Origin of the sequence: Streptomyces sp. NPDC026659 (assembly GCF_040638245.1) — a bacterium.
Taxonomy (GTDB): domain Bacteria; phylum Actinomycetota; class Actinomycetes; order Streptomycetales; family Streptomycetaceae; genus Streptomyces.
The window spans coordinates 639,826-652,406 of the sequence record NZ_JBEZXY010000001.1; the positions used below are offsets into that span (position 1 = coordinate 639,826).

Genomic DNA, 12,581 nt, shown 5'->3' on the forward strand with positions numbered 1-12,581 from the left:
GCTCTCAGTACGTGCTCCGCAGCGCGTCCTCGAGGATGTCCGCGCCCTCCTCCGCCTCCGCGACGGTGAGGGTGAGGGGCGGGGCGATGCGCAGGACGCTGGTGTCGTGGCCGCCGCCCTTGCCGATGAGCAGGCCGCCGGAGCGGGCGGACTCCAGGACGGTGGCGGCCGCGGCGGGGTCGGCCTCGTCGGTGCCGGGCCGGACCAGTTCGACGCCGATCATCAGGCCGCGCCCGCGCACCTCGCGGACGCCGGGCAGCCGGGCGGCGACGGAGCGCAGCCGCTCCAGGAGCAGGCCGCCGACGCGGCGGGCGTTGCCCTGGAGGTCGTGTTCCAGGTGGTAGGTGAGGTTGGCGAGCCCTGCGGCCATGGTGATCTGGGTGCCGCCGAAGGTGGAAATGCTGTTGGCGTCCAGGCAGTTCATGATCTCGGCGGGGGCGATCACACCGCCGATGGACATGCCGTTGCCGATGCCCTTGGCGAAGGTGACGATGTCCGGCGGGCCATTCCGGTCGTGTGCCTGCCAGCCCCAGAAGTGGTCGCCGGTGCGGCCCCAGCCGGTCTGCACCTCGTCGGAGATCCACAGGATGCCGTGCTCGTCGAGGACTTCGCGGAAGGCGGCGTACAGCCCGTCGGGCGGGGAGGTGAATCCCCCTACGCCCTGGATGGGTTCGGCGATCAGCGCGACGGGCGTGCGGCCCTGGCCGATGAGGTCGCGCAGGTCGGCCACGCAGGCGTCGATGAACGCGCGGTCGTCCAGCGCGGCGTACGGCCCCCGGGTGCGGACGGCGCCGTGGACGTAGACGGTCTGGAGCGGGGAGAGGGAGGTCGTGGACCAGGTGCGGTTGCCGGTGATGCCGACGGCGCCGAAGGAGCGGCCGTGGTAGCTGTTGCGCATCGCCAGGACGGTGTTGCCCTGCCGGTAGGCGGTGGCGAGCAGCATCGCCGTGTCGTTGGCCTCGGTGCCGGAGGTGGTGAAGAAGACCCGGGCGTTCGGGATACCGCTCAACTGGGCGATACGCTCCGCCAGTTCGACCATCGGGCGGTTCAGGTACAGGGTCGAGGAGTGGATGATCCGCCCGGCCTGCTCGCTCACCGCCTTGGTGACCTCGGGCAGCGCGTGCGCGGTCATGGTGGTGAGGATGCCGCCGAAGAAGTCGAGGTAGCGGTTGCCGTAGTTGTCCCAGACGTGGCGGCCCTCGCCGTGGGTGATCTCCAGCGGGTCGTCGTAGTAGAGGGCGAGCCAGTCGGGCATGACCCGGCGGTGGCGGGCGTAGAGGTCGGTCATGGCCGCACCAGTCCTTCGTACGCGTCGGGGCGCCGGTCGCGGTAGAACGCCCACTGCTGCCGTACCTCTTCGATGAGGTCGAAGTCCAGGTCGCGGACGAGGAGTTCCTCGCTCTTGTCGTCGGCCGGGTCGCCGACGAACTGTCCGCGCGGGTCCACGAAGTACGAGGTGCCGTAGAAGTCGTTGTCGCCGTACTCCTCCTGGCCGACGCGGTTGATCGCGGCGACGAAGTACTCGTTGGCGACGGCGGCCGCGGGCTGCTCCAACTGCCAGAGGTGCGAGGAGAGTCCACGGTGGGTGGCGGAGGGGTTGTAGACCAACTGGGCGCCGTTGAGTCCTAGTTCGCGCCAGCCCTCGGGGAAGTGGCGGTCGTAGCAGATGTAGACGCCGACCTTGCCGACGGCGGTGTCGAAGACGGGCCAGCCGAGGTTGCCGGGTTTGAAGTAGTACTTCTCCCAGAAGCCCTTGACCTGGGGGATGTGGTGCTTGCGGTACTTGCCGAGGTAGCCGCCGTCGGCGTCGATCACGGCGGCGGTGTTGTAGTAGAAACCCGCGCCGTCGATCTCGAAGACGGGGGCGACGATCACCATGCCGGTCTCACGGGCCAGTTCCCGCATCCGCGTCACGGTCGGGCCGTCGGGGACCGGTTCCGCCCAGCGGTAGTGCTCGGGCTCCTGGACCTGGCAGAAGTAGGGGGCGTTGAAGACTTCCTGGAAGCCGATGATCCTCGCGCCCCGGCGCGCCGCCTCGCGGGCGTGCTCCTCGTGCTTCGCGATCATGGACTCGGTGTCGCCGGTCCAGGTGGCCTGGACCAGTGCGGCACGTACGACGTTGGCCATGAGCTGCTCCTTCGACGCGGCGTCCGAGCCCTCCACGCCCGCAGAAACGGCCCGTAGAGGGACGAAAGTAAGCCTCCTGGACGCCCTTGCCAAGACCATCGTCGACAACCCGCTGAGTCGATCTCGATTCACACTCCGGTGGGTGAGCGCGCGGATGTAGCCAACACCAGTTGTGTTACGGCCCGACTACGCGTGGTTTGCGGTCCGCCTCAGGCGCTCACGAGGACGCAGAGGGCCGCCAGTTCGTCCATGGACAGCCCGAGCGCCCCGGCGAGGGCCGCCACGGTGAAGAAGGCCGGGGTGGGGGCCCGGCCGGTCTCGATCTTGCGGAGCGTCTCGGCGGAGATCCCGGCCGCCGCCGCGACCTCGGCCATGCTCCGGGGGCCACGGGCCGCGCGCAGCAGCGCGCCGAGCCGTTCGCCGCGTTCGCGCTCTTCTGGGGTGAGGGGGGTGCGCACCATGGAACCCATTCTAATACCGGTATAGTAATTGGCATGATGGAACTCAAGACGGACGCGTCGATCGACGCGATGCACGCGGCGGGCCAGGTGGTCGGCCGCGCCCTGACGGCCGTACGGCAGGCCGCCGGAGTCGGCGTGAGCCTGCTGGAGCTGGACGAGGTCGCCCGCGAGGTGCTGCGCGAGGCGGGCGCGACGTCCCCCTTCCTCGGCTACCGCCCCTCCTTCGCGCCGACCCCGTTCCCGGCGGTGATCTGCGCCTCGGTGAACGACGCGATCGTGCACGGCATCCCGACCACGTACCGGCTGCGCGACGGCGACCTGCTCTCCGTGGACTGCGGCGCCCTGCTGGACGGCTGGGCCGGTGACTCCGCGATCAGCTTCGTGGTCGGCCGCCCCGACCCGGCGGACCTGCGCCTGATCGAGACCGCCGAACGCGCGCTGGCCGCGGGCATCGAGGCGGCCGTCGTCGGCAACCGCATCGGCGACATCGCCCACGCCGTCGGCCGCACCTGCCGCCGGGCCGGCTACGGCATCCCGTCCGGCTTCGGCGGCCACGGCATCGGTCGCCACATGCACGAGGACCCCGAGGTCCCCAACGAGGGCCGCCCCGGTCGCGGCATCCCCCTCCGCCCCGGCATGGTCCTGGCCATCGAGCCCATGCTGATCGCCAGCGGCAAGAACGCGTACTACGAGGCGGAGGACGGCTGGACCCTCCGCACCTCGGACGGCTCCCGCGCGGCCCACGCGGAACACACGGTGGCGATCACGGAGAACGGCCCCCGAATCCTCACAGCACGACAGCCGACCTGAAAAGGGGCGCGGGCTGTATCGATGTGCGGCTCCGCCGCGCGGGCGCGAGCAGTCACGAAGGACCCGCACCCGAAAGACGCCCCGAGCCACCGAAAGGGGCGCGGGGAACTGCGCGAGAACCCACCACGACCCGCACCCGACGGACAACCCGCACCACCCCCCGCCGTGGTCGCCCGCAGGTGCCACTCGGAGACCGACGTGCCAGAGTTGGCAGAAGTGGCCCCCCGCCGCTCCGCACATCGTCTGCGAAGGACGGTAACGATGACCAGCGGTTACACCGGTCCCCCCGAGAACGACCCCTTCGGGGAACTCTTCTCCCGCTACTTCGGCGGAGCCCCCGGCGCCCCAGGGCAGCCCGGCCCCCGCCCCATCGACATCGGCCGCCTGCTCAGCCAGCCGGCCCGCGAGCTGGTCAGAGGGGCCGCGCAGTACGCCGCCGAGCACGGCAGCCGGGACCTGGACACCCAGCACCTGCTGCGCGCCGCCCTGTCCAGCGAGCCCACCCGGAGCCTGCTGACCCGTTCGGGCGCCGACCCGGACTCGCTGGCGACGGAGATAGACGGCCGCGCGGGCCCCTCCCAGCACCCGCAGGGCAAGATGCCGCCGACCGCGCTGTCGCTGACCCCGGCGGTCAAGCGGGCGCTGCTCGACGCGCACGACATGGCGAGGTCGACCGGAGCCGGGTACATCGGCCCCGAGCACGTGCTGAGCGCGCTCGCCGCGAACCCGGATTCGGCGGCCGGGCACATCCTGAACGCGGCCCGCTTCCACCCGGGCCCGCTGCCGCCCCCGCCGCCGGAGGGCGCCGGCACCCCCACGCAGGTGCGCGTGGAGCGCCCGCAGCCGACCGGTACGCCGACGCTCGACAAGTACGGCCGCGATCTGACCGAGCTGGCCCGCCAGGGCCGTATCGACCCGGTGATCGGACGGGAGAAGGAGATCGAGCAGACCATCGAGGTCCTCTCCCGGCGCGGCAAGAACAACCCGGTGCTGATCGGTGACGCGGGGGTCGGCAAGACGGCCGTCGTGGAGGGACTGGCGCAGCGCATCGCGGACGGTGACGTGCCGGAGGGCCTGGAGGGGCGCCGGGTGGTGGCGCTGGACCTGACTGCGGTGGTGGCCGGTACCCGCTTCCGGGGCGACTTCGAGGAGCGCCTGAACAACATCGTGCAGGAGATCCGCGCCCACTCCGATCAACTGGTCGTGTTCATCGACGAGCTCCACACGGTCGTCGGCGCGGGCACGGGCGGCGAGGGCGGCGCGATGGACGCGGGGAACATCCTCAAGCCCGCGCTGGCCCGTGGCGAGCTGCACATCGTGGGCGCGACGACGCTGGAGGAGTTCCGGCGGATCGAGAAGGACGCGGCGCTGGCCCGCCGCTTCCAGCCGATCCTGGTGCCGGAGCCGACGCCCGAGGACGCGCTGGAGATCCTGCGCGGACTCCAGGACCGCTACGAGGCCCACCACCAGGTGCGGTACACGGACGAGGCGCTGTCGGCGGCCGTGGAGCTGTCGGACCGCTATCTCACCGACCGGCGGCTGCCGGACAAGGCGATCGACCTGATCGACCAGGCGGGCGCCCGGGTACGGCTCGGCGCGCGGACCAAGGGCACGGACGTGCGCGCGATGGAGCGCGAGGCCGAGCAACTGGTCCGGGACAAGGACCAGGCGGTCGCGAGCGAGCAGTACGAGGAGGCGACCCGGCTGCGCGACCGGATCGTGGAGCTGAAGGAGCGCATCGCGGCCAGCGACGACGGCGAGGCCGACGAAGGCCAGAACCTGGAGGTCACGGCGGAGGCGATCGCCGAGGTGATCTCCCGGCAGACCGGTGTCCCGGTGAGCCGGCTGACCCAGGAGGAGAAGGAGCGGCTGCTCGGTCTGGAGGACCATCTGCACCAGCGGGTGGTCGGGCAGGACGAGGCGGTACGGGTGGTGGCCGACGCGGTGCTGCGTTCGCGCGCGGGCCTGGCCAGCCCGGACCGGCCGATCGGCAGCTTCCTGTTCCTCGGTCCGACCGGCGTCGGCAAGACCGAGCTGGCGCGGGCGCTCGCGGAGGACCTGTTCGGCAGCGAGGACCGGATGGTCCGCCTCGACATGAGCGAGTACCAGGAGCGGCACACCGTCTCCCGGCTGATCGGGGCGCCGCCCGGCTATGTGGGGCACGAGGAGGCGGGGCAGCTCACCGAGGTCGTACGCAGGCATCCGTACTCGCTGCTGCTCCTGGACGAGGTGGAGAAGGCGCACCCGGACGTGTTCAACATCCTGCTCCAGGTGCTGGACGACGGCCGCCTGACCGACGCGCAGGGGCGCACGGTGGACTTCTCCAACACGGTGATCGTGATGACGAGCAACCTCGGGTCGGACGTCATCACCCGGCGCGGCGCCTCGATCGGCTTCGGTCCCGGCGGGCAGGACGCCGACGAGGAGGCGCGGCGCGAGCAGATCCTGCGGCCGCTGCGGGAGCACTTCCGGCCGGAGTTCCTGAACCGCATCGACGAGATCGTGGTCTTCCGGCAGCTCACGGGCGAGCAACTGCGGCGGATCACCGACCTGTTGCTGGAGAGCACGCGCGAACTGGCGCGGGCCCGGGACGTGACGGTGGACTTCACCGACGCGGCCGTGGACTGGCTGGCCGAACGCGGCTACCAGCCCGAGTACGGCGCCCGCCCCCTGCGCCGCACCATCCAGCGCGAGGTCGACAACCAGCTGTCGCGGCTGCTGCTGCGGGGCGAGGTCGCCGAGGGCGGCCGGGTGACGGTGGACACGGCCGACGACGGGCTGGACTTCCGGATCGAGAACCGGGAGCGGGCCCAGTCGGCCGAGGCCGCGTCCTGAGCGTGCTGGGCTTCCTGGGTTTCCTGAGCTTCCTGAGCAGCGGCGCGGCGATGTCAGGGCGCCGGATGCACCACCATCGCCGAGCCACCGCCCCGCCGCACCTTCTCGGCGGCCGCCAACCAGCGGCCGTCCGGCAGGCGTTGGACGCCGGTCGCGGCGCCGATCTCCGGGTTGAGCTTGAAGCTGTGCCCGATGGCTTCGAGTCGCGCCCGCAACGGGCTGTCGTACAGGGCGGGTTCGAGTTCGGTCTGGGCCGCGTTGCGCTGACTGGCGCGGGGTGCGGCGATGGCGTCGACCAGGGGCAGGCCCCGGTCCACGAACCCGGTGAGGGTCTGGAGCACGGTGGTGATGATGGTGGCGCCGCCGGGCGAGCCGAGGGCCACCACGGGACGGTCGTGCCGGTCGAGGACGATCGTCGGGGAGATGGAGGAGCGCGGCCGCTTGCCCGGTCCCGGCAGGTTGGGGTCGTGGACGGCCGGGTCGGCGGGGGCGAAGGAGAAGTCGGTCAGCTCGTTGTTGAGCAGGAAGCCGCGGCCGGGCACGGTGATGCCGCTGCCGCCGGTCTGCTCGATGGTGAGCGTGTAGGAGACGACGTTGCCCCACTTGTCGGCGACGGTGAGGTGGGTGGTGTTCTCGCCCTCGTAGGTCGTCGGGGCCGCCTTGCCGCCCTTGGCGCAGGCGGCGGGGTGGCGGGGGTCGCCGGGGGCGAGCGGGCTGGTGAGGACCGACTCGTCCTTGATCAGGCAGGCGCGCGAGTCGGCGTACCGCTGGGAGAGCAGGTCCTTGGTGGGCACGTTCTCGAAGCTCGGGTCGCCCACCCAGCGGCCCCGGTCGGCGAACGCGATCCGGCTGGCCTCGATGAAGCGGTGGAGGTACTGGGTCTCGCTCGCACGCGAAAGGTCGGTGTTCTCAAGGATGTTGAGGGCCTCGCCGACGGTGGTGCCGCCGGAGGAGGAGGGCGCGATGGAGTACACCTTCAGGCCCCGGTACGACGTCTCGGTGGGGCTCTGCTGCTTGGCGCGGTAGGCGGCGAGGTCCTTCGCGGAGAGCTTGCCCGGGCGGGCGTTCCAGCCCGAACCGGGGTCCACGGGCGGCTTGTTGACGGTCGAGACGATGTCCCGCCCGAGGTCGCCCCGGTAGACCGCGCCGACCCCCTTGCGCCCCAACTCCTCATAGGTACTGGCCAGTTCCGGGTTCTTGAACGTCGAGCCCACGACGGGCAGTTGGCCGCCGGGCAGGAACAGCTTGGCGGTGTCCGGGAAGTAGCGGAACCGCTTCTCGTTGTCGGAGGTCTGCGAGCGGAACGTGGAGTCCACGGTGAAGCCGTCACGGGCGATCCGCTCGGCGGGCCGGAGGACGTTCGCCAGCGACCGCGTGCCCCACGTGGCCAGCGCCGTGCTCCAGATGGCGGGCGTACCGGGGGTGCCGACACCGAGTCCGCTGCTGACGGCGTCCGCGAAGGCGAGCGGCTTGCCGTTCTCCTGGAAGAGGTCGCTCCCGGCGGTCAGCGGGGCGGTCTCACGGCCGTCGATGGTGCGCACCGTACGGGACTTGGCGTCGTAGTAGACGAAGTAGCCGCCTCCTCCGATGCCCGCCGAGTAGGGCTCGGTGACGCCGAGCGCGGCGGCGGTGGCGACAGCCGCGTCGACCGCGTTGCCGCCCTTCCTCAGCACCTCGATCCCCGCAGCGGTGGCATCGGCGTCCACACTGGCGACCGCGCCGCCGTAGCCGACGGCGACGGGGGTCTTGGCGGGCTGTCCTCCCGGGTGCGGCGGCCCCGCCGCCACGGTCGACAGGACGGCGGCCGAGACGGCGGCCACCGCGAGCCCGCGCGTGCCAGGACGTGCCATGCGTACCTCCCGGGGGTGACGTCCGCGCAGCGTAACCGGATCGGGGATGTCTCGACAGTACGCCCCGGCCTGTCGTCACACGACCGTCACAGGCCGGGCGCCCCCACTGCCCGGCGGGGCGCGGCGCGGACCGGCGCGGACCAGGATGGGGCGCGCCCGGCCTCTGTATGGAGCCGCAGTCCCGTGCGGGGAGGTCAGGCCTCCTTGAGCGCCGCCAGGACCCGCTCGGCGGTGGAGACGGTGGACTGCGGGTTCTGTCCAGTGATCAGGTTGCCGTCGGACACCACGGTGTCGGACCAGGGGGCGCCGGTCCTCAGCTCGGCGCCGCGCTCGGCGAGACGGGTCTGGAGCAGCCACGGGGCCGCGTCGCCAAGGCCGCCCTGGCGCTCCTCGTCGTCCGTGAAGGCGGTCAGGGCGCGGCCCGCGAAGACGAAGGCGCCGTCCGCGCGCTCGGCGGCGAGCAGGCCGGCCACACCATGGCACAGGGCCGCGATGACCGTGCCGCGCTCGTCGGCACCGGCGAGGAGGGAGCCGAGCCCGGGATCATCGGCGAGGTCGGCCATGGGCGCGTGGCCGCCGGGCAGGTAGAGGGCGTCGTAGTCCGCGGCCCGGACACCGGCCAGGTCCAACGGGGCTTCGAGCTCGGCCCCGATGGACTCCAGGTAGGCCGCGAAGGCGGCACCATCGGCGGCCTCGACACCACCGCGCCCGTCCAGCGAGATCGGGTCGACGGTCGGGCGGACCCCGCCGGGTGTGGCGATGTCCACCTGGTGTCCGGCCCCGGTCAGGACGCGGTGCGAGGCGGCGACCTCCTCCGCCCAGTAACCGGTGGGGTGGGAGGTGCCGTCGGCCAGGGTGAGGGTGTCGGCGGCCGAGATGATCATCAGGATCTTCGCCATGACGGGAAGTCTCTTCTCTGAGCATGGGAGGTGCCCCGGAACCGGGGCGGTGACGTCCTCAGTTTTCATCAGTTCCGTTCTGCTGCCGGATCTGATCCATAAGCCTTCTTATGTACGCTGGGTTGCGTGACGGACCTCCATCTGCTGACGGCCTTCCTGGAGATCTACCGCCGTGGGTCGCTGACCGCGGCCGCGACCGCACTGGGCGTCTCCCAGCCAACTGTCAGCGGCCGGCTCGCCCGGCTGGAGGAACAGCTCGGGGACACCCTGTTCGTCCGGTCACGCGGGGGCGCCGAGCCCACCGAGCGGGCACACGAAGTCGCCCGCCGGATCGGTCCGCATCTGGACGGTCTGCGTCGGGCGCTGGCCGAGGAAGCCGACGACAAGTCCTGCAAGGGCACCGTGCGGCTGGGCGCGGCGGGCGAGTTCACCGCGACCCGCCTGCTGCCCGCGCTCGCTCCCCTCACCCGTCACGGGCTGCGGCTGCACGTCACTCCCGGCGTCGCCGAGCCGCTGCTCGCCTCCCTCTCCACCGGGGAACTGGACCTGGTGGTCTCCCCCGTCCGTCCTCCCGCGAAGCTGCGTGGCCTGACCGCGACGCCCTTCCTGGACGAGGAGTTCGTTCTGGTGGGCACGCCCACCGCCGCTCGCTCCATCGATCCCGAACGCCTGGCCGAGAACCCGGTAGCCGCCCTGGCACACCTGCCGCTGGTGGCCTACACCGAGGAGCTGCCCATCATCCGGCGTTACTGGCGGAGCGAGTTCGGCCGTCGCCCGCCGAACCCCGTCTCCGTGCTGGTGCCGGATCTGCGCGCCGTGCTCGCGGCCGTGATCGCCGGCGCGGGCATCTCGGTCCTCCCCCGCTACCTGGCCGAACCCGCTCTCGGCGCGGGCTCCCTCGAAACGCTGCACCGCACCGAGGTGCCACCGCTCAACACCCTTTATCTGGTGACCCGTTCCGGTCCCGTCGAACCCGTGGTCCGCACCGTCCGTCACCGGCTCCTCGACCACGCGGCGGCCTGGGGAACCCTGTAACCCGCGGGCCCGCGCGAAAGACCGCCGCGACCTGCGAAAATGCGTGCGATTCCATGCGTGCCGATAGCATGCCCGCCCATGAACGACGACGTACGGAACATCGTCCTGGGTGTCATAGCCGCCGGCGTCAGCGCGGCGCTCGGCTGGCTCGCCCGCACCTATCTGTGGCGGCGCAGGCTGCGGCGCAAGCAGGCGTTCTTCGGGCTGCCGGAGAACGCGGAGTCCCTGCTCGTCGTCAACCGCGACCCGGCGGCGACGGAGCCCGCCGTGCACCGCTTCGACGTGTTCGCGCTCCTTGAGCTGTCCGCGCTGATCAAGGAGTGCGGGGCGCACTTCCAGGTGGTGACGCAGGACGCGACCCATCAGGGGTTCGGGGAGCGCACCGAGTTCTGTGTGGGCGGTCCGGCGTCCAACCGGCGGATGCAGGCCCATATGACGGCGCTGCTGCCCGGTATCCGGGTCAACGCGGAGAAGGAGAAGGGGCCCAACCGGGGCGCGTTCCGCATCGGTTCGGAGACGTACCGGATGGAGCCGGGCACGACCGAGTACGTGCTGCTCGCCAAGGTGACGGCCGGACGCGAGACCCGCCCCGTCTTCCTCTTCTGCGGGCAGCGGGCCATCACCAACCAGGCGGCGACGCGCTATCTGGCCCGCAATCACCCGAAGTTGGCGCGCAAGCACGGCAACGGCCCGTTCGTGCTGCTGCTGAAGGTGGTCAACTCCCAGGCGTACGGCCCGGATCTGGTGGAGCTGGTGGCCGATGTGACGCGGGCCGCGCAGGCGCCGTTCCCGGTCACCGAGGAAGAGGCGCGACCGGCGCCCCAGGCGTCGTAGCGTTCACCGCTCGCGTTCAACAGTCACGCCCAACAACCTTTACCCGTACGTAACTTACCGACGGGTTACTTGAGTCGGCAACCGCCCACTACCCTCGGGTCACTTTGGACTGGCACGCGTCAGGAGTGACCCATGCGATCCCCCCACCGCACCCTGCGCACCTGCGCCGTCGGCACCGTATCGGCGGCGCTGGCCGCCGGGGCCCTCGTCGGACTGGCCCCGGCGGCCCAGGCAGCCGCCCCCTCCGTACGCTTCGTCGACATTCCCGGCGACGGCGGCACCGTCCTCAAGGCGAATGTCGTCACGCCCTCCGACAACACCGTCACCGGCCGCCATCCCCTCCTCGTCCTCCCCACCAGCTGGGGCCTGCCCCAGGTGCAGTACCTCGCCCAGGCCCGCAGGCTCGCCGAGTCCGGCTATGTGGTCCTCACCTACAACGTGCGCGGCTTCTGGCAGTCCGGCGGCGAGATCGAGGTGGCCGGGCCGCCCGACCTCGCGGACGCGTCCAAGGTGATCGACTGGGCGCTGGCCAACACCCCCGCCGACCCCGACCGCATCGGCATGGCGGGCGTCTCCTACGGCGCGGGCATCAGCCTGCTCGCCGCCGCCCACGACCCGCGCGTCAAGGCCGTGGCGGCGCTCAGCGGCTGGGCGGACCTGATCGGCTCGATCTACTCGGGCCGCACCCAGCACGTCCAGGCGGGCGCCCTGCTGGACGGCGCGGGCCTGGTCACCGGCCGCGAGGGCCCCGAACTGCGCGGCATCTTCGACAGCTTCTACGCGTCCGACCTCTCCCACGAGCAGGAGCTGACCGCGTGGGGCGACCTGCGCTCGGCGGCCTCCTACCTGGACCGGCTGAACAAGAGCAAGCCCGCCGTCCTGCTCGCGGGCGCCTGGAACGACTCCATCTTCCCGGTCAACCAGTACGCCGACTTCTACGAGAAGCTGACAGGACCCAAGCGCCTGGAGCTGCGTCCCGGCGACCACGCCACCCCGGAGCTGACCGGCCTGTTCGGGCTGCCCAACGACGTGTGGACGGACACCGCCCGCTGGTTCGACCGCTATCTGCGCGGCGTGGACAACGGCATCGACCGCGAGCGGCCCGTCCAGCTGGAGTCCCGTGACGCGGGCGGCTACGAGGGCTACCCGGACTGGAAGTCGGTCGGCGCCACCGAGCGCAAGCTCGCGCTCACCGGCACCAGGACCATCCACGCGAACGTCGACTCCGGCGCGGACGGCGGGGTCGTGCTGCTCTCCGGCGCCCTGGACCAGTTCGCCAAGCTGCCGCCGATGGCCTCCATCCCGCTGCTGCCGCGCCGCTGGGCGGCCGTGTGGCAGTCGGAGCGGTACCCGGCCCCGCAGCGCGTGCGCGGCACCGCCAGGCTGCACACCACGCTCACCCCGACCGCCGAGAGCGGCACTCTGGTGGCCTACCTGTACGACGTGGGCCCGCTCGGGATCGGCAAGCTGGTCACGCACGCCCCGCTGACCTGGCACGGGAGGACGCCGGGCGAGCCGTTCGGCGTGGACCTGGAGCTGTTCTCGACGGCGTACGACGTGCCGTCCGGGCACCGGCTCGCGCTGGTCGTGGACACGGTCGACCCGCTCTACATCGAGCACAACCCGTCCGGCGCGCAGCTGACCTTCTCCTCGCCGGAGGCCGACCCGTCGTACGTGTCGGTCCCCCTGCGCGAGCAGTGATCTCCGGCTGCCGCCGGACGAGCATGGCC

General features: G+C 71.7%; 10 protein-coding genes. 5 read left to right on the forward strand and 5 right to left on the reverse strand.

Annotated features, from left to right (window positions below; translation table 11 throughout):
- Positions 1–4: 4 nt before the first annotated feature.
- From AB0E91_RS02775 to AB0E91_RS02785, 3 genes are all read right to left on the reverse strand, one after another.
- The gene (locus AB0E91_RS02775) at positions 5–1,288 is read right to left on the reverse strand and encodes an aspartate aminotransferase family protein (protein WP_361774084.1); all 1,284 of its coding nucleotides are present in this window, start codon (positions 1,286–1,288) and stop codon (positions 5–7) included.
- Positions 1,285–2,127, reverse strand: a complete 843-nt coding sequence (locus tag AB0E91_RS02780) for a nitrilase-related carbon-nitrogen hydrolase (RefSeq protein ID WP_361774087.1) — start codon at positions 2,125–2,127, stop codon at positions 1,285–1,287. Before AB0E91_RS02780 ends, AB0E91_RS02775 begins: the two co-directional genes overlap by 4 nt.
- A gap of 209 nt (positions 2,128–2,336) precedes the next feature.
- The gene (locus tag AB0E91_RS02785) at positions 2,337–2,588 is read right to left on the reverse strand and encodes a helix-turn-helix transcriptional regulator (RefSeq protein ID WP_161182376.1); all 252 of its coding nucleotides are present in this window, start codon (positions 2,586–2,588) and stop codon (positions 2,337–2,339) included.
- Positions 2,589–2,621: 33 nt separating this feature from the next.
- Here AB0E91_RS02785 and map point away from each other — a divergent pair, with 33 nt between their 5' ends.
- The gene (gene map / locus AB0E91_RS02790) at positions 2,622–3,398 is read left to right on the forward strand and encodes a type I methionyl aminopeptidase (RefSeq protein WP_361774090.1); all 777 of its coding nucleotides are present in this window, start codon (positions 2,622–2,624) and stop codon (positions 3,396–3,398) included.
- Positions 3,399–3,659: 261 nt separating this feature from the next.
- Positions 3,660–6,233 (forward strand): ATP-dependent Clp protease ATP-binding subunit, encoded by a 2,574-nt coding sequence (locus AB0E91_RS02795; RefSeq protein ID WP_361774093.1) that lies wholly within the window; start codon positions 3,660–3,662, stop codon positions 6,231–6,233.
- A 53-nt stretch (positions 6,234–6,286) separates the two neighbouring features.
- Here AB0E91_RS02795 and ggt read toward each other — a convergent pair whose 3' ends face one another.
- Both ggt and AB0E91_RS02805 read right to left on the reverse strand, forming a co-directional pair.
- A complete protein-coding gene (ggt, locus tag AB0E91_RS02800; RefSeq protein WP_361774096.1) occupies positions 6,287–8,083 on the reverse strand; it encodes a gamma-glutamyltransferase in 1,797 nt (598 codons plus the stop codon).
- 194 nt (positions 8,084–8,277) lie between these two features.
- On the reverse strand, positions 8,278–8,982 hold the full coding sequence (locus tag AB0E91_RS02805) for a type 1 glutamine amidotransferase domain-containing protein (protein WP_361774099.1): 705 nt from the start codon (positions 8,980–8,982) through the stop codon (positions 8,278–8,280).
- A 126-nt stretch (positions 8,983–9,108) separates the two neighbouring features.
- Here AB0E91_RS02805 and AB0E91_RS02810 point away from each other — a divergent pair, with 126 nt between their 5' ends.
- The 3 genes from AB0E91_RS02810 (at position 9,109) to AB0E91_RS02820 (ending at position 12,552) form a co-directional block, all read left to right on the forward strand.
- Positions 9,109–10,017 carry a LysR family transcriptional regulator gene (locus AB0E91_RS02810; RefSeq protein ID WP_361774102.1) on the forward strand — a complete coding sequence of 303 codons (909 nt, stop codon included), beginning with the start codon at positions 9,109–9,111 and terminating at the stop codon, positions 10,015–10,017.
- A 78-nt stretch (positions 10,018–10,095) separates the two neighbouring features.
- Positions 10,096–10,851 (forward strand): hypothetical protein, encoded by a 756-nt coding sequence (locus AB0E91_RS02815; RefSeq protein ID WP_361774105.1) that lies wholly within the window; start codon positions 10,096–10,098, stop codon positions 10,849–10,851.
- Between the two features lie 132 nt (positions 10,852–10,983).
- Entirely contained in the window at positions 10,984–12,552 is a 1,569-nt protein-coding gene (locus AB0E91_RS02820; RefSeq protein WP_361774108.1) for an alpha/beta fold hydrolase, read from the forward strand.
- Positions 12,553–12,581: the final 29 nt, after the last annotated feature.